A 25,866-nucleotide genomic window follows, 5' to 3' on the forward strand; every position below is an offset into this window, starting at 1 on the left:
CTTAACAGGAGCAGATGAACAAGTGGTATTCTTCGCTTTAGCATCTATATATAATAAACTTTCACAGCTTTCACTACTAGATTCTTTTCCGCACCTATTTACGAAAAGACAAGGGGCCGCGTTGACCACTATACTATTGACCGCTTGCCCGCCATCTTCGATATGTGGATAGGAGCTCTCAATTCATCTTATTCATCCACACCCGGATGGCAACATAGATTGCTCGTCCTTCAGCCTGAACCAGCCGTAAACATAGCTTAGATGCGTTTCGGAGGAGCTTATCCCCGACCCAACCTGTGCTATTTGTGACTCGGCGATGGTATAATAGAGCAACTATTTTGTTTCCCTCAAAATACGATTGCAAACTCGCAGAGGAGGATCGCCGTGGGCTACGAAGCCGTCTATCGCCGATCGATTGAAGAGCCAGAAGCGTATTGGGCAGAGTTCGCCGCTGAACTACACTGGTTTAAACCATGGGAGAAGGTACTTGACAACAGTAATCCGCCGTTCACGCGCTGGTTTGTTGGCGGTGAAACAAACCTGTGCTACAACGCGGTTGACCGTCACGCCCTTGGCAAACGACGTGGGCAGGCGGCTCTCATTTGGGAGAGCGCGGAAACCGGTCAATCACGCACGCTGACCTTCTTCGAGCTATACCGCGAAGTCAATCGACTGGCCGGCCTGTTCCGCAATCTAGGTGTACGGAAGGGTGATCGGATCATCATTTACATGCCGATGGTGCCCGAAGCCATCTTTGCAATGCTGGCATGTGTCCGAATTGGGGCCATTCATTCGGTGGTGTTTGGCGGTTTCTCGGTTACTTCACTTGCATCGCGGATCGACGACGCCGAACCGGTGCTGATCGTAACTGCGGATGCAGGTATGCGCAAAGGTCAACCAGTACCGCTGAAAGAAATTGTCGATAAGGCGCTTGCCGAGGCTAATACCGATAGTGTACGCGATGTACTGGTTCTAAATCGCGGTTTGGTGCCGGTTGAATTGCAAAAAGGACGCGATCTTGACTGGTATGAGCAACTGGCGAAACGTGGTGAACGGTATGTCGAACCGGTACCGGTCGCTAGCACCGATCCCTCGTACATTCTTTACACTTCAGGCACAACCGGCAAACCCAAAGGAGTGGTACGTGATACAGGCGGCTACATGGTAGCCCTTTACGCCAGTATGAGTACCATCTACAACTGCGGTGACGGTGATGTCTTCTGGAGCACCAGCGATATTGGTTGGGTCGTCGGCCATTCTTACATCGTCTATGCCCCCCTCCTCAAGGGTGTACCGACGGTAGTTTACGAAGGGCGTCCGGATCATCCTGATCCCGGTGTCTGGTGGCGCGTAATCGAGAAGTACGGGGTCACGCATGTCTTTACTGCGCCGACTGCCTTGCGCGCACTGCGCAAATTCCCCGAACACTGGATGCGTGACGCTGACATTAGTTCGCTAAAACTCCTTTTCGCTGCCGGCGAGCCGCTCGATGCGCCAACTTACGAGTGGGCAACGAACACACTTGGGGTACCGGTCATCGATCACTACTGGCAGACCGAAAGTGGCTGGCCGATGGTCACCAATCCGGTTGGCGTCGAGTTGCTCCCGATTAAGCCAGGTTCCCCAACCAAACCGGCATTCGGTCATCGGCTTGAGGTGGTTGATGCCGATGGGAATCCGGTACCGGCGGGCGAGAAAGGTTTTCTGGTCGAGCATGGCCCCCTTCCACCCGGTACATTACTCACGCTGTGGAACGATGATGACCGCTTCGTAAAAGGCTACTGGGGACACTTCAAAGACAAACTCCTCTATATGACCGGTGATTATGCCATCAAAGATGAAGACGGTTATCTGTTCATGCTTGGGCGAGCCGATGAAGTGCTCAATGTAAGCGGTCATCGTTTAGGAACGCGCGAGATTGAAGAGGTGATTTCGGCCCACCCGGCAGTGGCCGAGGCCAGCGTGATCGGCGTGCGTGATGAGCTGAAGGGCGAAGATGTGCTGGTGGTGGCGGTGCTCAAACAGCACATTACACCGCAGATGCAAGACGACATCGCCAACGAAATCCGGCAACTGGTTCGTGAACGGATCGGTCCCATCGCCACACCAAAAGCGGTGCACTTTGTGAGTATGCTGCCCAAGACACGGTCGGGGAAGATCATGCGTCGTGTCATTCGCGCCGTCTATCAAGGTGATAACTTGGGTGATTTGAGCACAATTGAAGACGACGCTACCGTTGATATGGTGCGTGAAGCGATTGAGTTACTGCGCAGCGATCTCTCGTAGTGTCTGATCAAAAAACCAGCTCTCTCATCAGGCACGTCCCGTGCCTGCACGACCATCACCCTCACCCCCAGCCCCTCTCCCGCACTGCGGGAGAGGGGTGTGTAAACGCGGTATCGGTGACAGGCGCAGGATCGCCCCCGCTCCGCTCGTCCCCCCCGTCCTCTCCCGCAGCGTGGGAGAGGACGGGGGCCAGGGGGGAAGGTGAGGGCATGAATGATTTGGCAAAACTTTACCGTATCTTTAATCTCCGATCACAATCATTCGCTATCGTGAAAATATCCACAGAAGACTGGTTGACATGAGTGCGCGGCACAGCCTATAATCGGCATATCCACAACGATATGTAGACTGCCGTGCAAACACGTAACAAGGAGGTTCGACTCATGACCGAGACTCGCGAAGTGGCGCTGCCCGACACAAGTGAAATGTATTACCCTGACCCGGCGCTGGTTGAGCAATCGAATGTAATGGCTTATGCCCGCAAAAAAGGCTTCAACTCCTACGACGAACTCTACCAATGGACGATCACCCACCGCGAAGAGTTTTGGGCCGATATGGCTGGTGAACTGGAGTGGTATCAACCCTGGGAAAAGGTGATTGACGACAGTAACAAACCTTTCTACAAATGGTTTGTCGGCGGTAAAACCAATATCGTCGCCAATGCCATTGACCGCCACCTCAAGACGTGGCGCAAGAACAAGCTGGCCCTGATTTGGGAGGGCGAAGACGGGAGTCAGCGCACCTACTCTTACTACCAGCTCAATTATGAAGTATCGCGGATTGCTAACGTCTTGAAGAGCATGGGGGTCAAGAAGGGTGATATTGTAACCATCTACATGCCCCGCATCCCAGAGTTGATGTTTAGCATGCTGGCCTGCGCCAAGATTGGCGCTGCTCACAGTGTGGTCTACGGTGGGTTCTCAGAAGCGGCGCTGGCCGACCGCCTGGCTGACGCTAAAAGCAAGGTCCTGATTACCGCCGACGGTGGCTACATGCGCGGCAAGATCGTTGAGCTGAAGAAGATCGTCAACGAGGCGTTGTCGCGTACCCCCACCGTACAAACCTGCCTTGTCTTCCGGCACACAAACCACGGCGTACCCATGGAGCAGGGGCGTGACTTCTGGATGCATGATCTACTCGGCTTGCCAATCGCGAACGGTCATTGCCCAACCGAGGAGATGGACGCTGAGGATATGCTCTTTATCCTCTATACGTCAGGAACGACGGGCAAGCCCAAAGGGGGCGTCCATACGCACGGCGGTTACATGGTCGGGACGTACACGACCCTGAAGTTTGTCTTTGACATCAAAGACGAAGATCGGTACTGGTGTGCTGCTGATCCGGGATGGATTACCGGTCACTCGTACATCGTGTATGCGCCATTGATTAACGGTGCAACCTCATTTATGTACGAGGGCGCGCCGAACTATCCCTATCCCGACCGCTGGTGGAGCATGGTTGATAAGCACGGTATTACTATTCTTTACACCGCACCCACTGCAATTCGTGGTCTGATGCGGTTTGGCGAACTCTGGCCGTCTCGCCACAACTTGAGTACGCTCCGCCTGCTCGGTTCGGTTGGTGAACCAATTAACCCCGAAGCGTGGAAGTGGTTCTACGAAAAGATCGGTCACAACCGTTGCCCGATCATGGATACCTGGTGGCAAACCGAAACCGGACATTTCATGATTACGCCAACACCAGTGGTACCGCTGAAACCAGGCTCGGCGACACGGCCATTCCTTGGGATTGAAGTGGATGTCGTGCACGAAGATGGCACACCATGCGCGCCAGATGAGGATGGTCTGCTCGTTATTAAGTCTCCATGGCCCGGCATGATGCGGACGATTCTCAACGATCCGCAGCGTTACGTCGAAGGATACTGGCAAAAGGTGCCGCCGTATTACGCCGCAGGCGATAGTGCACGCAAAGATAAAGATGGCTACGTCTGGGTCATCGGTCGGCTTGACGACGTCATTAAAGTATCGGGCTACCGACTCGGTACTGCCGAAGTTGAAAGTGCATTGGTCAGCCATCCAGCAGTGGCCGAGGCTGCGGCCATTGGTCTGCCTCACGAGGTAAAGGGCAATGCGATTCACGCATTCGTCATCCTGCGTGCCGGTTACGAGCCAAGCCACGAGCTGGAAGAAAAGCTGCGTGCACACGTTGGGCACGAATTAGGCCCCATCGCCCGGCCTGACTCGATCACGTTTGTAACTTCACTACCGAAGACTCGGTCGGGTAAGATTATGCGCCGTGTCTTGCGAGCACGGGCTTTGGGTCTGCCCGAAGGTGATATTTCAACGCTTGAAGAGTAGTCGTTCAACAACGAACACGAAGCAGGGGCGCACTGCGGTGCGCCCCTGTCATTGTTACAGAGCGTGGCTGTGCAGCAGTACGGCGGCCTCCCTCCTCACTTACCCCCCGCCAGGTCAGGGTATGGCTGGCTCCTCACCTTTCCCCTTTCACCCCCACATACGGAGAGAAGGGGAAGCACGCCATTCTGACCACTCCTCGTTGCTGTCGGGTCGGCTGAGAATGTTGATCCGTCCTCGCTGGCGACAGCATAGCCGCTTCAGCGCAAATGGGAAGTTAGCGCAGAGACAACCGTGGCATACAGCCTGTCTCAACCATCACTTCCTGACCCAGATTGTACCGATCAAACGTGCTCGATAGGTAATCTGGTCATTACTCTCTTCTATCTGCTCTGGTTTTCCAAAGTAGCTAATGGGGATATTTTGGTTGATCTGCGCCCGTCCACTGTACTCTTGCTGAACTCGTGCACGAAAAGCCTCTCGGAAAGCGGCAAGAATTTCTTCGTCAGTAGCATGAGACGGAACGGTTATCTCTAGCTCATACGTAACTTGGAGAGGTTCACCGAAGCTCGAATTGGTATTGTCACCTGATACCGGATCGATGATTAGTGTCAGCCAATCTGGCCGGGTCACCGTCGCGAATGTAGCCAACAGGATCAACCCAATCAACCCTAGCACGAAAAACCAACCGATAAACCGTGCCGGTGATCGACGCGGTGGTACCTTCGGCGATTGAATTGTCGTGCCGCTTGCCGATGCTGGTGGTGATTGAGGTATAGCAGGAGAGACTGTTGTCGCCGGTGCAGCTTGCGATGGAGAGACTGCCGGACGAGCGGCTGATGCAGCCGGTGCCGGTTTGGGGACAACGCGCACCTGTACCGGTTGTGGTTTCGTAGAGGGGATCAGTGCTGCTCGAAACTCATCCATCGTAGCAAAGCGATCGGTGGGCGCCTTCTGTAGTGCCCGTTCTAACGCAGCACTCGTTCGTTCCGAGATGGTTGGAACCAGTGTCCGGGCCGGTGGAAACGAAAACGGTAACTCTTGGGTTGGATCACGCCCTGTAAGCAGGTGGTGCAACGTGGCCGCTAACGCATAGACATCAGATTGTGGGGTGGCCAGACCCTGATACTGTTCGGGTGGAGCATAGCCCGGTGTCCCGATTTGCGTCCCGCGCTCGGTGGGCTTAAAGAGTTTTGCGATGCCAAAGTCGATTAACTTCACATCGCCGCTTGGCTCAATCATCACGTTAGAAGGCTTCATATCGCGATAGATAAAGCCCTTCCCGTGCAGATAACTGAGCACATCGCAAATCTCATCAGCCCAGCGCAAGACCCGCTGCTCGTCAATTCGCCCCTCTCGTTCGAGGATTTGTTCGAGGTCCTCACCACGAATAAAATCCATGGTCAGGTAATGCCGGCCTTCGTCGGTGAAGTGACTGTAAACACGTGGAATACGCGGGTGGCGCAATTGTTGTAACAGCTCGGCTTCGGCGTTAAAACGCGCAACCGCCTCGGCCCGCTCTTTCGGATCGGCGAAACGGTCAAGCATTTCTTTGATCGCATATACTCGACCGTGCTGATCGATCCCTTCATACACCGCACCCTGACCACCGCGTTTGATGATCCGCGTAATGACGTAACGACGATCATCACTCGGCTGATCGTTATTCAGCACAACGTCATGACCGCAATGCTGACAAAATTTCGCTCGCCGTAAATTCGGCCTATGACAAATCGGGCAGAGGATCTCGGTTACCTCAGCCATAGTGTTTCCTGTTGTAGAGATTGGCGAGCGTTGCACGTTTCCCTCAACCTTATGCAGAGCAACTGTATCATTTCGTTGGTCACCACACCACATTCGGCTAGAAAGGAAGATGAATACTCATCCTGCCCGATTATCGGTGGCAAGTCATGATACGTTCATCTGCCACCAATAGAGAGCCCTTTCTAGCCCTGGGCACGTGATGATCTATCGAATAATACGCAAGCAGCGGCGGGGAAGTTGCAACTAAAGAAAATTCTTTGCCCGATACCCCAACCAACTGAGCGCACTCGGATCATCTCGCCAATCAGGACGTACCTTCACCCACAGATCAAGATACACCGGACGGCCTAGCATCCGCTCAATTGAAGCGCGGGCCGCACTGCCGATCTTCTTCAGCATACTCCCACCGGCGCCGATCAAGATACCTTTTTGGCTCTCTTTTTCGACATTAATCGTCATACGGATGTACGTAATCTTCTCTTTTTCCTGCCACTCTTCTACTTCAACGGCAATCGCGTGGGGTACCTCTTGTTGCAGGTAAAAGAGGGCTTTTTCGCGCACAAATTCGGCTGCCAGTTGTTGCTCGCTCTGATCGGTAATCTGATCGAGCGGATAGAGCGGTGGTCCCTCTGGTAAGCGCGCACTAATTTCGGTAAGTAACGCAGCCAAACCCAATTGGCGCTGAGCGGAGATCGCAATCTCCATCTCCCACGGTCCCAATTCGCGATAGGCAGCGAGGTAACTCTCGCCAGGACGCTTTGGTTTCTTGTCTACCTTGTTTAAGACCAACAACTTATGACCACGCGCACGCTGTACCTGTTGCGCAATCATACGATCCAGGCGAGTAGGTGGCTGACTTATATCGACCATAAAGCAGATGACATCGGCGTTGGGCAGAGTACGTTCGGCCAGTTCAACCATCAACTGCCCCAACCGATGATTAGGCTGGTGAATACCGGGTGTGTCGATGAAAATGATCTGCTCACCCGGTCGCGAGAGGATTCCGCGCACCGGCACTCGAGTTGTCTGCGGCCGAGGCGATACGATCGCCACTTTTTCACCCAACAACGCATTGAGCAAAGTGCTCTTGCCAACATTCGGCTTTCCTACCAGCGCAACGAACCCCACACGCCACCGATCTAACGGGATGCTCTCCCCTGTGGTTGAATCAGATGCGGTCGATGGTTCAACAGCGATCGCATTCGGTGGTGGCGTCAACACCACCGGTCCTTCACCGGCAACCGGTTCATCGTCGAATGACACCATAAGCGGCATCAGACGCTGTAACCGTTCGGGAGTACGCCACTCTGGAGGTAGCGCTAGCTCGATCCCCAGTACCAGATCATCATCATCGAGATCGAGGATCGCCGTCTCGCTGAGTGGAACCACTTCAGTCGGGTCTTCATCAGCCAGGCGAATATAAAGATGACCGTATTCGCCGTCGAGCCAATTGTACGGCGCGTCGAGGATCAATTCCAGTTGACTGAGAATTACCTCATCATCAAGATCAATCCGACAACCGAAGATGGCCCCTTGCGCATCGAGGAGCAGGCTTACCGGATATTCCATTGTTGCCGTCGCCTGACCTTCCTCAAGATCGGTAAAGTAGAGGTAGAGCGTACCGGCATTCGTATCAAGCGAACAATATTTCATAACTATCCTTGTGAACCGAGCGCCATCTCACCGGTCACCGTCTCGGTAGTAGCATCGACTTGCGGTTGGTCGGTATCAGATGGCATTTCGGGCTGATCGGTCAACTTACGGTAGAGATAACTGAGTACAATCCGGATCACGGCTGCAATGGGGATTGAGATAAAGAGACCGAAAGCGCCTGCTAGTGCGCCACCGGCCAGAATTGCAAAGATGACCACACCCGGATGCAACCGTACCAGCGGCCCCATCACATTGGGAATAATAAAATGGTCTTCAATCTGGCGCAACACAAAGTAGATGATCCCCAGTAATATTGCCACCGCTACATTAGAGAGACCAAACGGCGTCACCGGCTGAAAAAGCGCTACCGTCATCGCAATGCCGGCAGCCGACCATGGACCAATAATTGGTAAAATTTCGAGCACGCCGGAGGCTACTGCAATAACCAGCGCATAAGGCACTTGTAGAATAGAAAGCGGAATGTAGAGCAACACCGACATAATCACAATCAGAATCAATTGACCGCGAATATACGCACTGAACACCTGATCAATCTGTGAACCGAGGTGACCAATCTCACGTCGGTACGGAGCCGGTATGAGATGACGGATCCATGCTTTCAACTGCGGCGCCTGTAATAGTAGATAAAAAGTGATAATCAAATAGACTAAGAGATAGATCACGCTTTCCAGGGCTGAGAATACGATCTTTGGAACATTACCACTGAGCCAACCGGCTCCATCTCGAATCAGCCCAATAACTTGCGCTTCGAGAGGGGCAAGACTAATTACAAACTCCCCAATCTCAATCGTCTGGTTTTGCTCAAAAAAGATGGTCAGCTCTCGGATAATGATTGGCGCATTCGCAGCTAAATCCCGACTTTGTTGGACAATTCGCGGCCAAAGAGCGGTAAAAAGACTGTATAGTACAATAAAGGCGACAATGTAGAGTATGACAATCCATACCGCCCGACCAACATGGGTACGACGGTGCAACCAACCGATCAAAGGGTTAAACAGGTAAGCGGTAATAATAGCCGCAATAAACGGTGGCAAAATATGCGTCACCGCAAACAAAAACCAGATCGTCAACACTATTACCAGACCACTAACGATCCACCTGGCCTGATATGAAAACCGAATAGGCCGATCACTACTCTCCATGGCTTTTTTCCTTACCACCACCAACGTTGAAACGGGCGCCGAATCACATGGGACCGTGATTCGGTCGCCCTTCATTATAGCGGCAACTGCGAATGGCGGAGCTACCGCTTCGACGGCGGTTCTGCTGCCCGTCGTAGTGGCACATCAGCTTTTAGCAAATCGTGTGCCTCACCCCGACTGAGCGTTACTTCGATTTGCTCGGCATCAATGGCCGGAAGGTAGCGCTGAAGCACCTCAGCCAGATCAGCCTTCAGCTGTGCCATCATTTCTGGCGTTAGTTTGTAACGGTCGTCGATCAGCACCGTTAACAGCCGTTGCTTGGCCAGTTCGGCACTTGAGTCGCGTTTCCGACCGAAGAGGCCATTGAAAAACGACACAGGCACTCCTTTCGTCTATGTCCGTCGCCGCCCAAACAGACTGAGCAAGCGGTCAAGCACGCCTTGCTGATCAGGGATTGCCATCACCGGTACATCTTCGCCTGCCAATCGCTGCGCAATATTGATATACGCACGACCGGCCAAGGAATTCGGATCATAGACAGCCGCTTCACCCCGATTGGTAGCAATCACAATCGTCTCGTCTTCGGGCACGATGCCGAGTAGCGAAATGGCCAGCAATTCAAGCACATCTTCTACCGACAGCATCTCCCCACGGCTCACTAGACGCGGCTTAATACGGTTGATAATCAGCGAGGCTGGCCCCTTCTCTGCCGCTTCGATTAAGCCAACGATCCGATCAGCATCACGCACCGCTGACACTTCCGGCGTCGTTACGATGATCACCTCATCAGCGCCGGCTATCGCATTGCGAAAACCAGCTTCGATACCGGCAGGACTGTCGATCAACACATAATCAAACTCAGCCCGCAATTGTTGTGTCAGATCGATCATCTGCTGCGCATTCACCGCATCTTTATCGCGTGTTTGGGCAGCCGGGAGCAGACACAGCTCTGGCAAGCGCTTATCCTTAATCAAGGCCTGCCGCAAGCGGGCACGGCCTTCCACGACATCCACCAAATCGTACACAATGCGGTTTTCAAGCCCCATGACCACATCGAGGTTGCGCAAGCCAATATCGGCATCAACCACAGCGACCCGTGCGCCACGCATCGCCAGCGCTGTTCCCAGGTTAGCGGTGGTTGTCGTCTTACCAACGCCCCCTTTCCCCGATGTAACGGTAATGACTCGCCCCATTATAACCCCACTAACGCTTAAACGTTTCCCATCCATCAACAATTATCTCACCGGCAACAACACGTGCAAACTCAGGTCGATTGATCGGATGCTGATCCGGTGGGCGTGCGATCAGATCGGCAATGCGCAATTGCGTCGGACGTAACTCGAGCGCACAGATGATCGCACTGCTATCGCCTAATGCCCCGGCGTGCACCAAACCGCGTAATCGCCCCCAAACGACAACGCTCCCACCGGCGATGATCTCGGCGCCTGGATTCACATCACCGATCAGCGTAATGTGCCCGGTGTGACGCAAGACCTGCCCTGACCGCAATGTACGCATCACGAGGAGCGCCTCTGCGTCGGGCATGGGTGTCGGTTCAGAGTAACGCGCTACCGGACGGGTGGCTAGCCCAACTGCTCGTGCCGCCATACGGGTAGCCCGCTCTGATGAGTCAATGGCTGTAGCCTGTACTCCATGCTGCCGAATCAGGGCCAGCATCTCGGCTAATTGGGCCGATGAGACTTCACGATCACCTAGATCGATCACAACACTGGCACCGTGAAAGAAACTACGTCGTTCGCCCAAGTGATGATCGAGTCGGCTCAACAGTTCCGACCATGCAGCGTTGGCATCTAAGCGAAGCCGTAGTCCATCGCGGCTACCCTTTATACTGATCAGATCGCTCATGGTCATACTACCATATAGAACGTATGATTGTCTGCAATTATAGCATAGTGAACCCTTTTTTGTGAGAATGACCGGCTCTAGCCCAGGTTTTCAACATTGTCGGTCTTGGATGATATTCAAACCCCCCGCTGCTTACCAACCGGTGTCGTTGCGCAGGAAACGTGAGTCTCCGGCCCGTGGTGGAGACGATGCTCAACCGGCTGGCAGCCGCCGGCGTACTCAGACATCAGCGGCGGTCGGTTGAGAACCCATCCGCTTTCCTTTTCTATTACCTTACACCAGCTTGTAGAATGCCCAACAATCGAGTACAATTATATCAATCTCGAATGATATAATTTGGGAGGCAAACGTATGGTCGCACGGGTAGGGATCAACGGCTTTGGACGGATCGGACGGCTCGCCCTCCGCGCGGCGTGGGGATGGCCAGAGCTGGAATTTGTACATATCAATGAGATTGGTGGCGATGCAGCAACGGCGGCCCACCTACTTAGTTTCGATTCCACACAGGGGCGTTGGCCGCACGATGTGCAGCATGAAGGTGATCGGTTATCCATTGACGGCGAGGAAATTAGCTACAGTCAAGAAAAAGACCCCGGCGCCGTTCCGTGGGCGACGATGGGGGTTGACATCGTACTCGAAGCAACGGGCAAGTTCCGCACTGCTGCCCAACTGACAAGCTACTTCACCGCTGGCGTGAAAAAAGTAATCGTTGCGGCGCCGGTGAAGGGTGACGCACTGAATATCGTGATGGGTGTCAACGATCACTGGTACGAACCGGCCCGACATCATCTGCTGACCGCAGCCTCGTGCACAACCAACTGTCTGGCCCCGATTGTGAAGGTTATCCATGAAAGTATCGGTATTTCCCATGGCATGATTACTACCATTCACAGTTCAACCAACACCCAAAGCGTGCATGATCGTCCGGCAAAGGATTTACGGCGCGCTCGGGCAGCCAGCCTGTCTCTCATACCCACAACCACTGGCTCAGCTACCGCGATTGGGATGATCTTCCCCGAATTGCAGGGGAAACTTGACGGCCAGGCAATACGTGTTCCGCTGCTCAACGCCTCGCTGACCGACTGTGTTTTTGAGGTACGCCGACCAACGACGGTAACTGAAGTGAACGAACTGTTGCGAACGGCAGCCGAAAGCTCTCTGCGGGGGATACTTGCGTATGAAACACGTCCCCTCGTCTCAATTGATTTTCTCGGTAATCCCCATTCGGCGATTGTCGATTCGTTGTGCACGATGGTCACCAACGACACGCAGGTCAAGATATATGCGTGGTACGACAATGAATGGGGTTACGCGAACCGGTATGTCGAATTAGCGCGAAAGGTAGCACAACTCTTATGAATACAGCACCTTCAACGCATGAAACATCGGCTGCGCTGGCACAACGCCAGGCTGACCGCCGTAATTACACCCTGGTAACCCTGGCTTACTGGGCCGATACGCTCACCGATGGCGCGATCCGGATGCTGGTCTTGTTCTACTTTGCGCAACTTGGTTACTCGCCATTTGCCGTTGCCTCACTCTTTCTGTTTTACGAAGTTTTTGGGATTCTTACCAACCTGTTTGGCGGTTACCTCGGTGCCCGTTTTGGCCTCAAGACAACCCTCTTCGCCGGCTTGATCACACAACTCATTGCCCTCAGTATGCTTGCCTTTGCACCACCTTCTTTGCTGGTAGTTCCCTACGTCATGGCAGCACAGGCATTGTCAGGGATCGCCAAAGACCTGACGAAAATGTCGTCGAAGAGTGCGGTCAAGCTGGTGGCAGGGAGCAGCGAAGGTCAACTGTACCGTTGGGTCAGTATTCTCACCGGCTCGAAGAACGCGATTAAGGGATTGGGCTTCTTTGTAGGGGCTGTATTACTTAGTCTGTTTGGCTTCCAAACAGCACTGATCATCCTGGCCACACTGGTGCTTAGCGCATTGATCGGCGCCGTCAGCACCATCAGCGGCGATCTGGGTAAAGCCGACAAAAAGGCCAAATTCAAGCAAATCTTTTCGCCAAATCAGGCCGTTAACCTGCTCGCAGCGGCACGCATCTTTCTGTTTGGAGCACGCGATGTCTGGTTTGTCGTTGGCCTTCCCGTGTTCTTCATTACCGTTCTAGGGTGGGATTTCTGGCTGGCTGGCGGCTTTATGGCAGCGTGGACAATTGGCTATGGTTTTGTGCAGGCAGCAACACCAACATTGATCCGACGGCGGGTTGCCGAAGCACACGCCCCCGACGGTCGTACTGCGATGTGGCTTGCGTTCGCCCTGGCAGCGTTTCCAACAGCAATTGCGCTGGCGCTGCGCGCCGGTCTGGTACCAACGGTAGCGGTTGTCGGTGGATTACTGGCTTTTGGTGTGGTTTTTGCTCTCAACTCGGCCGTACATAGCTACCTGATTCTGGCTTATGCCGACGACGCTAAAGTAGCGATGAACGTCGGTTTCTACTATATGGCGAATGCTATGGGGCGATTGACCGGCACGGTCTTATCAGGTGCGTTGTACCAATGGGGCATGCAACAGGGTCTGTACGATGGATTGGTGGCCTGTCTGTGGGCTTCGACCGGATTTTTGTTGCTGGCCGGTTTGATCTCGCTGCGCCTGCCAACGCCAACACGTATTGTTACCGGTACGTGGAAGGTGTCTGAGTAGGGTGTCAGGAGGGGATGAGAGAGCTGATAGTGTTATTGGGCAGTAAATTGAGATATGGTATCTGTAGCACGAAAACGATAATTATCACTATCGTGCACGATCGCTGAGCCACAGCTCCCGACGTCACACAATATCTTCCGCAGTCCAGTCACGTACTGCGGCACAGACACAGTCTGCCCACGGCGTAGCTACCTGCCTGCCACGCTGACGAAGTTCGATAAGCTGTGCCCGCAAGGTCTGAAGTTCGTTGATACGATGCTCAACAACAGCAATCTGGTGATCGAGGGTTGCCAGCATCTCACCACAAGGAACCTCGCCACGATCATTAAGCGCGAGGATTGCTGCAATTTCACGTAACGAGAGACCGAGGCGTCGGGCACTGACGACGAAACGTAATCGATCAACGATCTCCGGTGTGTAGAGCCGATAATTGTTTTCCATTCGTTGCGGTGGTGGGAGCAAACCAACCTGTTCGTAGTAGCGAATGGTCTTTTCCGGCACGCCGGTTTGACGAGCAAGCTCACCAATGCGCATCATGACACACCTCGCAAAGAGAGTTGTAGAGTAACTATAGCATACCAGAGCTTTGCAACGTTTTCCGGTACGCCTATGGGATCGCCTCACCACGCCGGAGGGGTGGTTCGCGAATCACCTGAATCTTCCTCTGCAGCAGGATAGTTCGGATAGATATGTAGAAGGAAAGATCAAGTTGTGATCTCTTCACTCACACATTCAAAAAATTGAATATAATGTCAGCGATGACAAACACAACTGTGATCAAACAGGCACGCCTTTTCAAGGCCCTCATGCACCCAATTAGAATCAAAATCCTCGATATTCTACGCGAGGGCGAGGCTTGTGTTTGTCATGTTGAAGCTGTATTAGGTCTCCGGCAGGCGTATGTCTCGCAACAACTGGCCGTACTCCGTAAGAGCGGGTTGATCGCCGATCGTCGTGATGGTCCGAATATCTACTACCGTATAACCCAACCGGAGATTCTGTCCATACTCGATCTGGCTCAGACGATAGTTGGAGGAGATACGCCAGCAGAGACTATTACCGCTTTATGCTCGTGTCCACGTTGTACAACTATCTCACGAACAAGAGGAGAAGCCAGCTATGATTAATGTCAAAATCCTGGGACCGGGTTGTCCAAACTGTCGTAAGCTTGAAGAGCGTGTCCGTAACCTCGTGCAACGCTTCCAGGTGGAAGCCGAAATTGAAAAGGTTACTGACTACGCGCAAATCATGCGTTGGAATGTTCTGCGAACACCAGGCCTCGTCGTGAACGATGTGCTGGTTGCTTCTGGCCGTATCCCCTCAGAAGAGGAGATTGCCGGCTGGTTGAAGTAACCGTGTCCTGGCAACGAGAGCGGGCAAAAAGTAACCCGCTCTTCTTGCTGGCAACACATTCAGAAAATTGCATATATGAGGAGGAGCATTGTGGAACAAACCATATCCCCAACCGTACATCAGCAACCGCCATGGCGTGCGTGGGCAATAGTTATTGGAGCTGGCATCATCTGGCTCATCGCGTACAACCTGGTGCAGCCGCTGGCGCAGGTGATAACGTTCCGTGTACTAGGTCTTCAGGAAGGTTCACATCTCGGCGAAGCGGTCGCATTCTTTCTCTACGATGTACCGAAAATTCTCCTCTTACTGAGTGGCATGATCTTTCTGATCAGTACCATTCGCTCATTCTTTAGCCCAGAGCGCACTCGTGAACTATTGGGTGGCAAACGAGAAGGTATCGGCAACATCCTGGCAGCCGGACTCGGTGTCCTGACCCCATTTTGCTCGTGCTCAGCGGTACCGCTCTTTATCGGCTTTGTTGAAGCAGGGATTCCGTTGGGCGTGACTTTCTCGTTTCTCATCGCGGCGCCGATGGTGAACGAAGTAGCACTGGTGATGCTCTTTGGAATGTTTGGCTGGCAGATAGCCTCCCTTTATTTAATTGCCGGGATGAGTGTCGCGATACTGGCGGGAATGATCATCGGACGTTTACACCTCGAACGCTACGTGGAAGACTTTGTCTGGCAGATTAAGGGAGGTGACGGTGCAACTGTATTGACCCGTCTCACCTGGCATCAACGATTTGCTATGGCCTGGGAAAACACACGCGAGATCGTCGGAAAGGTATGGCTCTACGTTATCATTGGCATTGCCGTCGGCGCCGGCATTCATGGCTACGTGCCAGAAGATGCCCTGGCTGGTGTGCTGGGACGAGAGGCATGGTGGTCGGTGCCGGTAGGGGTCATCCTTGGCGTACCCCTTTATTCCAACGCCGCCGGTATTATCCCGGTAGTACAGGCCTTGATGGCAAAAGGGGCAGCTCTCGGAACGGTACTGGCTTTTATGATGGCAGTGGTGGCACTCAGTTTACCCGAGATGATCATTCTGCGTCGCGTCCTCAAACCACGTTTAATTGCAATTTTTATTGGAACGGTTACGACCGGAATTGTCGTTGTTGGCTACCTGTTTAATTTGATAGTGAATTGAGAGCCTATCCGAAAGACTTGTTGTCACGTCACAACGGATGAAACCCTTTGATAACGTAATGTGACTCATGACCAGACTGATACCGACGTATCACATCGAGAGGAGTGGCGGCGCGCCACTCCTCTATGATTTGGTGACTGAACGTAATTTGTAGGGAAAACCTCCTTCCGCTCCCAATTGGAAGAGGAAGGGGCAACCAGATCAGCAAAGTTCGATCCGATGCGAGTCAAACGCGCCACATCTTTTAAAAGTCACTGTCGGCGATCAGGTACATCCGCATGCTACATCTCCTGTCGCAGCAAACAGTTTACCGGTCTTTCGCCAAATCTACCCAATGATCAACCGGTCGGCAACCATCACTGCGAAGAGAAGTGCCAGGTACAGCAAGGAATACTTGTACAGACCCCAAATTGCGGCCTGATCACCGACACGCCAGACCGCCCAGGCATCGCGCATAAAGCGGAGACCGAGCAGCACCGCCCCGAGCAAGTAGATCCAGCTCATCGCACCAATAGCCACCGGTAGCAGCGACACCGCCATCATAATCGCCGAATAGACCAGAATCTGCCAGCGTGTTTTTGCTTCACCGGCTACAACCGGCAACATCGGTACCCCAGCGCGGGCATAATCCTTCTGCTTCACGAGGGCTAACGCCCAAAAGTGTGGCGGTGTCCAGTAGAAAATAATCGCAAACAACACTACTGCCATCAGGCTCACCGAGCCGGTCACCGCTGTCCAACCAACGAGCGGCGGGATCGCACCGGCGCCACCACCGATGATAATGTTCTGCCAGGTGGTTCGCTTGAGCCAGCCGGTATAGAAGTAGGCGTAGTAGACAATACCCAGGAAAGCGAAGAAGGCGGCCAATGGCGTCGTGAAGACCCAGAGCACAATAATCGACAATATGCTCAGAACCGCCCCAAAGATAAATGCTGCTCGGGGTGAAATACGACCACTCGGCACCGGGCGACGGCTGGTACGGCCCATATTGACGTCAATGTCACTGTCAAACGCGCAGTTTATAGCGCCGGCGCCACCGGCGGCCAGATAACCACCGATCATTGTCCACAACACCAGCCACCACGAAGGTATTCCGGCTTCGGTGATAAACATCGTCGTCAGCGTGGTAACCAGCAGCAGAGAGATTACCTTCGGCTTCGTCAGGCTAATGTAATCGGCGATGACTGACCGCCAGGCAGGAGCTGGACGGGCAACCCCCTGGGTTGATACAACGTGAAACGGTATCCGTTGCAGAGCAACAGCTATCGCCAATGTACCGGCCCAAAGGATAGTTCCTGCGATCAAGCTTAGCAGATGACCAGTTGGCGTGATAAATAATCCCACCAGCGCCAGCAGTGCCAATCCCGACAAGAGGAGGCTATAGCGTGGCACCGCTATCGCCAATGCCACCGGCTGCGCAACCGGTTGTAGACGACGGCGCAACTCGAACGCCATCCAGACTGACAGCAAAGCTACAAAACTCATGGCGCCAACACTATTTGCCGGTAGTGCAGTTGCCATTTCAAGCGTTGGTGCGGCACTACGTGCACCGATAGCCAGTGCAGCTACCCCGGCAGACGCCGCTAGCCACCACGCCATACGACGGAGACGACGTTGGGTCTGAGCGACACGCCCGGTAACGCGCTCTGATGGCGATTGAGCTGGAAGAGTAATCAACAAGAGTGTCAACGTCTGCGCACCAAAGGCCAACAGTGCTCCGCTCAAGTGCCAGACATCGGCAACCATTGCCGGTATACCCCAGACCAATAAGGCGCCGGCTAGCGCCTGTAAGATAAACAGGAACCCAGCCGCAAAGGCAAATATCCGCGGCAAACCGGTAGTTTCTGGCCGACGCCAGACAGCAACCATTCCAGCAACCACAGCCAACAGCGCCAGGGCAACCAGTGCCCGGTGAGTTAATGAAATCCAGATCAACGGATTCTGACCGTTACGCAGTTCTTCCAGACACAGCGGCCACGATAGACACGTCGTTGAACTGCCCGAAACACTCACTAATCCACCGGAAATGATCGTTGCCAGTGTTAAAAGCCATCCAATCAATAATACTCGAACAACAGTACGCGCCGCCATAACAACCCTCTCTGCTCAACTCAGCGGCTATGGCAATGCCAGATACGCAGCAACGAACAGCGCCAGCGTGGCCAGCGCAGTCAGGATCGTCCAACCCAGATCAGCCCGGCCATCACTGCGTGGTACGTTAGCCGGTGCAAGATGCGGTTGACGATACAGACGCCACGCGGCAATAATCAATGGAATCTGCCCGCCGATTGCTACAAAAGCTGTAACCCAAAAGATAAACCAGGCCATCATAAAGTCACCTGATATTTTGTGGATTCTTTCACGATAATAACACCGCCCGCATTATACCATGTGCTTCGTAGTCCTAACAATGGATATTTCGATACAGATTGTCTGTTCCCGCATCAGAATGCGCACAATCTGGTTGAGATCCGTTAACTCTTGATGTGAGGATTGATAAGCAATGAAGAAGGGGCAGTGCGGTAGTGTGGGTGCAGCGCTGCCGTGCCTCAACCAATCTTCGTTCTGCGGCAAGATATTGCAATTAGCGCAATCGCACGTGATCGATAATCACCGCGCTAGTAGCAAAGGCTTTTGCCTCGTGCTTCATCGCTGCCGCTTCGCGCGATAATTCATCAACCGTCACGTCAGGGCGGCTTGAAACGCCACCGATTGCCATAGCGCCAATCGGAATCTGATGCAAATTACCGGCCCGATCATAGCCGATCAGATAACCACGTTGACGATCTGCTTCATCGTACAGCGGTAACACTTCCTGCTCGTATTGCGTAACCAGCCATAGCGATAGATTAGCAGCAAGAGCCGTTGGACAGAGGATCACGAAATCATCGCCGCCCACATGACCGACAAAGATAGATTGAGGGGCAAACAGTTGTTGTGCCCGTTCGCAGAGCTGAGCGATGAGACGGATAACCTGATCCCCACGGGCGAAGCCATACGCATCGTTAAAGGCTTTAAACTCGTTGACATCAAGGTAGAGCAAGGTAAACGCATCACCTTTCTGGAGGCGATAGCGAATCTCTTCCGCGATAAGCACATTGCCGGGGAGACCGGTTAGCGGATTGCGTACTGAACGTTTCGTCGTGCGCCGCAGCAATGACCGAATGCGTGCAATCAACTCGGCATCGTTGTATGGTTTCGTCACATAATCATCGGCGCCCGTATCAAAACCGATCACTACATCGGCAGGATTGGTCCGTGCTGTAACAATCATAATCGGCAGATGGGCCGTGCGCGTATCATTACGTAGTTGCCGAATTGCTTCATAGCCATCAATGCCAGGCAACATCAGATCGACCAGAATAATATCCGGCAACTGATCTTGCGCGATTTGGATCAACGAGTGGCCGTTATCGGCAGTTAGCACTGCAAAACCGGCTCTCGTCAACGTGTCACTGAGCAAAAAACGAACATTTGGATCGTCGTCGGCAATCAGTACTGTTGGGAGGTGACTTCCTTCAGACACAGAGCAAAACCTTAAGTTGACCGGGTGCAGCCGAAAAAGCTTGTAAACTATCGGCAAGTGCATAGCGCGCACTGATGAGCGGTGTAGTAGCAATAAGCTGGCGCTCGAGCAAGCGTAATGCTGGAGCGAAGGGGCCACAACGAGATCCGATCAGTTGCACTTCATCAACGACCACCATACTCAGATTAAGCTGCGTTTCAGCGGCAAATGTACTTTTCAGAATCAATCGCCCCCGTGGACGCACCAACTGACGAGCAGTCGCCAAACCGGACGGATGACCGGTGCAATCGATCACTACATCAAACTGATCTTGCTTGAGTTCAATACTGCTGATACATTGCACCCCTTGCTGACGATACAGTTCCCACCTTTCTGGATGGCGACCAACGAGTGTCAGTTCACAGCCGGTAAGGCGTAAGACCTGAACAATCATAGCGCCGAGCTTCCCATCACCGATAACGGCTACCCGTTCGGTTGGACGGATATGACTCTGCTCGACAATTTCCAGTGCTGCGGCCAGCGGTTCGGTAAATACTGCCGCTTCATCACTGACAGTCGCCGGAACTTCGTGCAGACAGGATTCGGGTAACGTGAACAAATCAGCCATTGCGCCATCACGCCGATAGATACCGAGCGTGGTACGATGCGGACAATGGCTGACATCACCGCGCAGACATGTTGGGCAGCGCCGACAGGCCGCATTAATTTCGCCAACAACCCGTCGTCCTTGCCAGTAAGGGTTATCACTCTCAACAACGGTACCAACGAATTCATGACCGAGAACGCCATGAAAATTCATGTATCCGCGAGTGATTTCAAGATCGGTATTACATATTCCAACTAGATGAGGACGGATAAGAGCCTCCCCTGGCTGCCGTTGAGGTTCAGGATAATCGGTGCTATATTGGAGGTTGCCGTTGAAAAAAACCGCTCGCATAGCAGAATCTTTTTGTCGATGATAATGACAAACTCTATTATACTATATTCCGCTGCCTGCCGTGTCGCACGGTAAGCGAGGAGAGAGGTGTGGAAATGCGTGTCTTGTTCCTAGGAAGTCCATCGTTTGCCGTGCATGCGTTAGAGGCCTTGATCGCAGCCGGCCATGAGATCGTTGGTGTGGTCACCCAACCTGATCGACCAGCCGGTCGCGAGCGACGGCTTACACCACCGCCGGTAAAAGTCGCAGCTCAGGCTCATAATCTGCCCGTTCTGCAACCTGAAACACTACGCGACCCAGTGGTCATTGACGCCCTGAGTGCTCTCCAACCGGAAGTTGGCGTTGTCGCCGCTTATGGTGAGATTCTGCGGCGAACCGTGTTACAAATTCCGCCACTGGGGTATCTCAATATCCATCCTTCATTGTTACCGCTCTACCGTGGACCAACGCCGGTTGCTGGTGCAATTCTGGCAGGTGAAACGGTTACCGGTGTGACCATTATGCTCCTCGATCCGGGGATGGATAGCGGACCAATTCTAGCCCAGGCAGTGGTCGATCTCCCACCAACGGCGCGTACCGGCCCACTAACCGATGAGTTATTCCGTATTGGCGCCCAACTACTGGTAGAGACCCTGCCACGTTATGCAAGGGGAGAAATTGAACCGCGTCCGCAAGATCACAGCCGAGCGACTGTGACCAAAATGCTGAAGAAAGAGGATGGTTGTATCGACTGGTCGTTACCGGCGATTGTCATTGAGCGGATGACACGAGCGTATGACCCGTGGCCGAGTGCGTATACCTTCTGGCGTGGTCAATCACTACGGATCATCAGTGCAGCCGTCGTAGCGAACGAATCAACGGCATCACCAGGTACAGTTATCGGGCGAAGTGAACGGGGGCATCCGCTCGTACAGACTGGCAGCGATGCCCTTGAACTCGTGGAAGTACAGCCTGCCAGCCGACGGGCAATGAGCGGCTCGGCATGGTTGGCCGGTATCCACGCCGATACCATTCAGTTGGGGAATGGGTAGTAGAGGGCGATGAGAGTAAAAAGATAACGCAATGCGTTATTCAATCTTGCATTCTACTGCCGAACCTCGTATAATCACAGCTACAGGATCGAGTCAAAACAGTATCGTTTGTACTGAACGGTGGGGAGAGCAAAACAATGCCATTCTTCAAAGATGAAGCAGAGCTACGTCAAATCTTAGGCGCACTCTATGATCAGGTGAAATGCGACCCACAGATTGCGCCACGTATTTGTGAAGGCCGGATCGTCATTCAATTTCGCTACGAAGAGCCCCATGGGATTGCCACGATAGATGCAGCCCATCCACCAACCCAACCCGGCGCGTATTGCGATGTGTTCTGGGGAGAAGTAGATCTGAAGCCAGATGTGGAGATGAGCATGAAAGCAGATATTGCTCATCAATTCTGGCATGGCAAGATCAATCTGATGACTGCTCTGGCCCGCCGCCAGATCATCGCGAAAGGTCCCATTCCCAAGATTCTAAAACTCTTGCCGGCTGTCGAACCGATGTACACATTGTACCCACGAATGCTGCGTGAGATGGGGCGCGAAGACCTGGTGTTGACCAAGTAGTTTGGGTTCAGCTCCTTCGCCTATGCCAACCACCAGCGAGATGTACGAACTTGGTGCTGCTGATGCTGAACGCGGTGAATTTAACCCCTTCTACTATCAACACTACTATTACTATCGGCTGGGGTATGATTCGGTACGCCGCCGGAATCGGCCAAGATCGGTGATAATTGGTTCAATACTCCTGATTGGCAGCATCGGGGTACTGCTCATCGGAGCACTGGTATGGTTAAGTAGTCAACTCGGCCCGGCTGTTGTTACCCAGACCGGTATTACTCCGACGGGAATAACGGCTGGAGAGACACTATCACCAATTCCGCCAACGCCAACCATACAGCCCTCACCAACCCCTTCTCCAACACCCACACCACCGACGTTGCAAATTGGCGCTCGTGCAGTCGTGGTCAACATTGGCGAATCAACACTGCGTCTGCGCGCTTCGCCAGGCTTAACAGCACGAGTGATTGCGCGCATTCCTGCCGGGCGTGAAGTTGTTTTGCTCGAAGGTCCGGTTGTGGCCGACGGGTATACCTGGTGGCGGGTTGCGGTTGGATCTCAGAGCGGTTGGTGTGCGGTAACAACGCCTGATGGGACGAATTTTTTGGAACCACTCGCACCATAAGGGCGAGAGACACCTGATGGCTATTATGGGCAAGATTATCGAATGGTCAACACTGCTTCCATGTAGTCTCAAATCGTGGGATATGACGATTTCCAAAACAGGATGTTTCGGATAAGCTCTTGTATCTACTCCCTTTTTCCCGATTAGAGAAGAAAAAGCTATGTGTCTGGCTACCTGTTGCCCGGAAGCGCCGACCTGTAAGGTGCGAGGAGAAGTCACCACACCACGTCAGTGACGGATAGAACTGTGCCCAGTCTAGAACTCCTCATCTTCCCCTAGGCCGTGAGATTAGGTTGAGAATGAGGCTTCCTGCTCTACCTTCTCACAGTTGTGGGAGATTCGAGCAAGGCCGCGTAAGGGCCACGTTGTGCCGGTGGCAGCATTGCCGCAATCTTCAACATCATCTCATTCGTCAACTGTTCCATAACATCGGCAGGAATCTTGTTGTCAGGAAGCGGCTCGACGTGGTACGGTTCACCTATCGTTATATGCACCGGCTTGCGCAATAACGTCCCCCGAAAACCGTGTTCGGTACCGGTGATCGCCATTGGAACAATCGGCACACCAGCTTGCATTGCCAGCCGAATTGCCCCACCTCGACCGGGTTGCAGTATACCATTACGACTACGATGACCTTCCGGAAAAATCAGCAACACTGCGCCTCTGCGCAGGGCTTCAGTAGCGGCTTCAAGGGCTGCCAGATCGCGTTTGCCACGGCGAATAGGGATCACGTCCATCTTCCGAAAGAACCAACCGGCCAGTGGATGCGAAAATATCTCGATCTTGGCCAGCCACGAGAGGCGATACCGGAAAGGAAGCATTGCACCCACGGCAGGAATGTCCACCCAGTTGATGTGGTTCATCACCAAGATCATCCCGCCCTGTTCACGTGGCGGTAAACGCTCAACACCCTCGATAGACCAGCGCCACCAGCCGATCAAACGAAAGAAGTTGATGAGAAGATAGAGAAAACCATAGACAGTGTAAGCAAACATGCTGTCCTCACTATCGGCCCAGATCAAATCCAAAGACGAGGCGACCACCTAACCAACCGCCCAATACCAGGAATATCAGGCCAGCAATGTGCCAACCGAGGTAGGCATTTCGCTGTACCACATCATTCAGAATGGTGTGCTGCCGCCGTCGCATCAGCCACACACGCCCGTAGCACAGTGTAGCGACCAGACTCGCCGCGGCATGGCCGTTCACCCACAGAATGACCGGATCATCGGGCGCAATGTGCGGGCCGGTCAGTTGTCGGGCAGCATCAATTAAGCCACTCACCATTGCCAGCACAGCTCCTAGTAGGCCGAAGATCAGGCAGTGAAAAGAACTCTGTTCCCATTGCATACGACCGGTACGCAGGGCAATAAATGTGAACAGAGTGCTGGCTAACAGCAACCCGATAGGAATGTGAACTGTCGCAGGATGCAGTGCGTACATATTCACCAAAATTATATCACAGACGTTACCGGTTCAAGATGAGCACGACCGCCGGTCATCTCCTCGATCTGCTGGCGCACCGCGTGGAGACGATCAACCGGCACATTGACCGTCATCATCACATCAGCAGCAAACGCCTCCTCAACAATGATGGCAGCATGAGCTTCGAGCAACCGACGGATCATGGTGTAGTCGGCATAATGTATGTGCATCGTCACCCGTTGATACAGCACCCGTTGAGTACGGGGCACAATTGCCAACACAGCACGGGTTGCATCACTATAAGCGCGTACCAACCCCCCAACACCCAACAGGGTACCACCGAAGTAACGGGTTACAATAACCGTGATGTCACCCAAATCGGCACCGCGCAGCACAGACAGCATTGGTCGACCGGCACTCCCCGCTGGTTCACCATCATCACTCATGCCGGCAATTGTGCTTGAACCGTAACCTATCAGGTACGCATAGCAATGGTGGGTCGCATCGGGCATTGCTGCCCGTGTTGCCGCAATCGCTGCTCGCGCTGCCTCTACGGTTGGGGTAGGTATGGCCTGAGCGATAAAACGAGAACCACGAACGACAATTTCGGTCTGTGCTGGACTTGCAGGGATCGGATAGTGTGCTTTGGTCATAGCGTATGTTCCTGCCACAATGGATGAGCGATCTCGGCAATTGCTGCCTCTATTGCCGCAATTTCGGTAGTAAGTGCATAGTAACGGGCACGATCCTCAGTATGCCGGGCCACCCAGAAGGGCTGAAACGGTTCAGGGATCGGGTTCCGCAGGGCACGTGCAACCTCGACCAACAGATCACGAAACTCTAATTCCCACCAGCGTTCGAGCGCCGGGCTTAGCTTACTACCCGGTGGACCGAAATCGGCAAGCAGTCGGCGAGCAAATTCTCGGGCTAGCGTTTGGCGTTCATGGGCTATCGTCACTGCCTGAGCGGCCAGCTCGGCCAGACGTCCTGCCAACGCAGTCGGTACCGAAGGAAGTGCGATCGCATCCTGAGCATGCCGGAGTGCTCGCCTGCCACCCTCGGTTGCCAGAAGCGCCAGCGTGAGATGATCGGCAGGTGCAAGGATACGGATCGGCGCAAGAACAACGGTATTGCCGGTATCCCAGGCAAGAGGTGGGTGATCACCAGTACCGATCAATATGCGCGGTGTAGCAGTCATCAACGCCGCACTGGCTGCCGGCGGCATTTCCCACCAGTATGGTTCTGATATATCGGCATAGTGATTTAGCCGCAGCCGAAGTCCAGGATATTGCTGGATAAGGTCGGTAAACGTTGCAATGTTCGCACGCTGGCTATAGCCGTGGGGAATAGCCAGCAACCAGCGCTCCCCGACAGGTGTATACCATGGTTGCAGGGTATCGACATCAACGACAGGCCGCAAAAGCGGTGCGCAGGCAGGATCGAAGATCACCGCCTGGTTTCGTTCAGCGCGGTGAAAGAACAGTGCCGATCTGGGTGTTGGAATACCTGAAATAAGTATGGGCATTGCTGTCTGGTCATGCTACAATAAAAAA

General features: G+C 53.5%; 25 protein-coding genes. 10 read left to right on the forward strand and 15 right to left on the reverse strand.

Going from position 1 to position 25,866, the window contains the following annotated elements; all coding sequences use genetic code 11:
* Nucleotides 1–357 precede the first annotated feature (357 nt).
* Complete coding sequence (prpE, locus tag QTO31_RS07365) at nucleotides 358–2,286, forward strand: propionate--CoA ligase (protein WP_081910079.1); 1,929 nt, start codon at nucleotides 358–360, stop codon at nucleotides 2,284–2,286.
* 383 nt (nucleotides 2,287–2,669) lie between these two features.
* Nucleotides 2,670–4,604, forward strand: coding sequence for an acetate--CoA ligase (gene acs / locus QTO31_RS07370; protein ID WP_301428573.1), 1,935 nt, complete (start codon nucleotides 2,670–2,672; stop codon nucleotides 4,602–4,604).
* Between the two features lie 315 nt (nucleotides 4,605–4,919).
* Here the strand turns inward: acs and QTO31_RS07375 are convergent, their stop codons facing one another.
* From QTO31_RS07375 to minC, 6 genes are all read right to left on the reverse strand, one after another.
* The gene (locus tag QTO31_RS07375; RefSeq protein WP_301428574.1) at nucleotides 4,920–6,365 is read right to left on the reverse strand and encodes a serine/threonine-protein kinase; all 1,446 of its coding nucleotides are present in this window, start codon (nucleotides 6,363–6,365) and stop codon (nucleotides 4,920–4,922) included.
* Nucleotides 6,366–6,608: 243 nt separating this feature from the next.
* Nucleotides 6,609–8,018, reverse strand: a complete 1,410-nt coding sequence (era, locus tag QTO31_RS07380) for a GTPase Era (protein WP_301428575.1) — start codon at nucleotides 8,016–8,018, stop codon at nucleotides 6,609–6,611.
* Nucleotides 8,019–8,020: 2 nt separating this feature from the next.
* Nucleotides 8,021–9,181, reverse strand: a complete 1,161-nt coding sequence (locus tag QTO31_RS07385; RefSeq protein WP_301428576.1) for an AI-2E family transporter — start codon at nucleotides 9,179–9,181, stop codon at nucleotides 8,021–8,023.
* Between the two features lie 101 nt (nucleotides 9,182–9,282).
* A complete protein-coding gene (gene minE, locus QTO31_RS07390; RefSeq protein WP_031459010.1) occupies nucleotides 9,283–9,558 on the reverse strand; it encodes a cell division topological specificity factor MinE in 276 nt (91 codons plus the stop codon).
* Nucleotides 9,559–9,573: 15 nt separating this feature from the next.
* Nucleotides 9,574–10,374 (reverse strand): septum site-determining protein MinD, encoded by an 801-nt coding sequence (minD, locus tag QTO31_RS07395; protein ID WP_301429449.1) that lies wholly within the window; start codon nucleotides 10,372–10,374, stop codon nucleotides 9,574–9,576.
* A 10-nt stretch (nucleotides 10,375–10,384) separates the two neighbouring features.
* A complete protein-coding gene (gene minC, locus QTO31_RS07400; RefSeq protein ID WP_301428577.1) occupies nucleotides 10,385–11,047 on the reverse strand; it encodes a septum site-determining protein MinC in 663 nt (220 codons plus the stop codon).
* Nucleotides 11,048–11,398: 351 nt separating this feature from the next.
* On the opposite strand from minC, the gene QTO31_RS07405 reads away from it, so the two are divergent.
* Both QTO31_RS07405 and arsJ read left to right on the forward strand, forming a co-directional pair.
* Nucleotides 11,399–12,406, forward strand: a complete 1,008-nt coding sequence (locus QTO31_RS07405; protein ID WP_301428578.1) for an ArsJ-associated glyceraldehyde-3-phosphate dehydrogenase — start codon at nucleotides 11,399–11,401, stop codon at nucleotides 12,404–12,406.
* Nucleotides 12,403–13,704 carry an organoarsenical effux MFS transporter ArsJ gene (gene arsJ / locus QTO31_RS07410; RefSeq protein ID WP_301428580.1) on the forward strand — a complete coding sequence of 434 codons (1,302 nt, stop codon included), beginning with the start codon at nucleotides 12,403–12,405 and terminating at the stop codon, nucleotides 13,702–13,704. Before QTO31_RS07405 ends, arsJ begins: the two co-directional genes overlap by 4 nt.
* A 123-nt stretch (nucleotides 13,705–13,827) precedes the next feature.
* Here arsJ and QTO31_RS07415 read toward each other — a convergent pair whose 3' ends face one another.
* Nucleotides 13,828–14,241, reverse strand: coding sequence for a heavy metal-responsive transcriptional regulator (locus QTO31_RS07415; protein WP_301428581.1), 414 nt, complete (start codon nucleotides 14,239–14,241; stop codon nucleotides 13,828–13,830).
* 221 nt (nucleotides 14,242–14,462) lie between these two features.
* Here QTO31_RS07415 and QTO31_RS07420 point away from each other — a divergent pair, with 221 nt between their 5' ends.
* The 3 genes from QTO31_RS07420 (at nucleotide 14,463) to QTO31_RS07430 (ending at nucleotide 16,203) form a co-directional block, all read left to right on the forward strand.
* The gene (locus tag QTO31_RS07420; protein WP_301428582.1) at nucleotides 14,463–14,831 is read left to right on the forward strand and encodes an ArsR/SmtB family transcription factor; all 369 of its coding nucleotides are present in this window, start codon (nucleotides 14,463–14,465) and stop codon (nucleotides 14,829–14,831) included.
* Entirely contained in the window at nucleotides 14,824–15,057 is a 234-nt protein-coding gene (locus tag QTO31_RS07425; protein WP_028456884.1) for a thioredoxin family protein, read from the forward strand. The genes QTO31_RS07420 and QTO31_RS07425 overlap by 8 nt, the downstream gene beginning before the upstream one ends.
* Before the next feature lie 75 nt (nucleotides 15,058–15,132).
* On the forward strand, nucleotides 15,133–16,203 hold the full coding sequence (locus QTO31_RS07430) for a permease (RefSeq protein ID WP_301428584.1): 1,071 nt from the start codon (nucleotides 15,133–15,135) through the stop codon (nucleotides 16,201–16,203).
* Nucleotides 16,204–16,530: 327 nt separating this feature from the next.
* Here QTO31_RS07430 and QTO31_RS07435 read toward each other — a convergent pair whose 3' ends face one another.
* From QTO31_RS07435 to QTO31_RS07450, 4 genes are all read right to left on the reverse strand, one after another.
* Nucleotides 16,531–18,294, reverse strand: a complete 1,764-nt coding sequence (locus tag QTO31_RS07435) for a heme o synthase (protein WP_301428586.1) — start codon at nucleotides 18,292–18,294, stop codon at nucleotides 16,531–16,533.
* A gap of 27 nt (nucleotides 18,295–18,321) precedes the next feature.
* Nucleotides 18,322–18,534 carry a hypothetical protein gene (locus tag QTO31_RS07440; RefSeq protein ID WP_031459001.1) on the reverse strand — a complete coding sequence of 71 codons (213 nt, stop codon included), beginning with the start codon at nucleotides 18,532–18,534 and terminating at the stop codon, nucleotides 18,322–18,324.
* Between the two features lie 253 nt (nucleotides 18,535–18,787).
* Nucleotides 18,788–19,729, reverse strand: a complete 942-nt coding sequence (locus QTO31_RS07445) for a response regulator transcription factor (protein WP_301428588.1) — start codon at nucleotides 19,727–19,729, stop codon at nucleotides 18,788–18,790.
* Complete coding sequence (locus tag QTO31_RS07450; protein ID WP_031458999.1) at nucleotides 19,722–20,666, reverse strand: MDR/zinc-dependent alcohol dehydrogenase-like family protein; 945 nt, start codon at nucleotides 20,664–20,666, stop codon at nucleotides 19,722–19,724. The genes QTO31_RS07445 and QTO31_RS07450 overlap by 8 nt, the downstream gene beginning before the upstream one ends.
* 95 nt (nucleotides 20,667–20,761) lie before the next feature.
* On the opposite strand from QTO31_RS07450, the gene fmt reads away from it, so the two are divergent.
* The 3 genes from fmt (at nucleotide 20,762) to QTO31_RS07465 (ending at nucleotide 22,888) form a co-directional block, all read left to right on the forward strand.
* On the forward strand, nucleotides 20,762–21,697 hold the full coding sequence (gene fmt / locus QTO31_RS07455) for a methionyl-tRNA formyltransferase (RefSeq protein ID WP_301428590.1): 936 nt from the start codon (nucleotides 20,762–20,764) through the stop codon (nucleotides 21,695–21,697).
* Between the two features lie 137 nt (nucleotides 21,698–21,834).
* Nucleotides 21,835–22,269 (forward strand): hypothetical protein, encoded by a 435-nt coding sequence (locus QTO31_RS07460; protein ID WP_028456891.1) that lies wholly within the window; start codon nucleotides 21,835–21,837, stop codon nucleotides 22,267–22,269.
* Nucleotides 22,270–22,291: 22 nt separating this feature from the next.
* The gene (locus tag QTO31_RS07465; protein ID WP_236631151.1) at nucleotides 22,292–22,888 is read left to right on the forward strand and encodes an SH3 domain-containing protein; all 597 of its coding nucleotides are present in this window, start codon (nucleotides 22,292–22,294) and stop codon (nucleotides 22,886–22,888) included.
* A 314-nt stretch (nucleotides 22,889–23,202) separates the two neighbouring features.
* On the opposite strand, the gene QTO31_RS07470 is transcribed toward QTO31_RS07465, so the two are convergent.
* From QTO31_RS07470 to QTO31_RS07485, 4 genes are read right to left on the reverse strand one after another with little or no spacing between them, the layout of a single operon-like run.
* Complete coding sequence (locus QTO31_RS07470; RefSeq protein ID WP_031458995.1) at nucleotides 23,203–23,883, reverse strand: lysophospholipid acyltransferase family protein; 681 nt, start codon at nucleotides 23,881–23,883, stop codon at nucleotides 23,203–23,205.
* Between the two features lie 10 nt (nucleotides 23,884–23,893).
* Nucleotides 23,894–24,331 carry a DUF2231 domain-containing protein gene (locus tag QTO31_RS07475; RefSeq protein WP_031458994.1) on the reverse strand — a complete coding sequence of 146 codons (438 nt, stop codon included), beginning with the start codon at nucleotides 24,329–24,331 and terminating at the stop codon, nucleotides 23,894–23,896.
* Between the two features lie 11 nt (nucleotides 24,332–24,342).
* A complete protein-coding gene (locus tag QTO31_RS07480; protein ID WP_301428592.1) occupies nucleotides 24,343–24,966 on the reverse strand; it encodes a YigZ family protein in 624 nt (207 codons plus the stop codon).
* Nucleotides 24,963–25,838 carry a hypothetical protein gene (locus tag QTO31_RS07485; protein WP_031458992.1) on the reverse strand — a complete coding sequence of 292 codons (876 nt, stop codon included), beginning with the start codon at nucleotides 25,836–25,838 and terminating at the stop codon, nucleotides 24,963–24,965. Before QTO31_RS07485 ends, QTO31_RS07480 begins: the two co-directional genes overlap by 4 nt.
* Nucleotides 25,839–25,866 lie beyond the last annotated feature (28 nt).

The organism is Chloroflexus sp. MS-CIW-1 (genome assembly GCF_030444705.1).
Taxonomy (GTDB): domain Bacteria; phylum Chloroflexota; class Chloroflexia; order Chloroflexales; family Chloroflexaceae; genus Chloroflexus.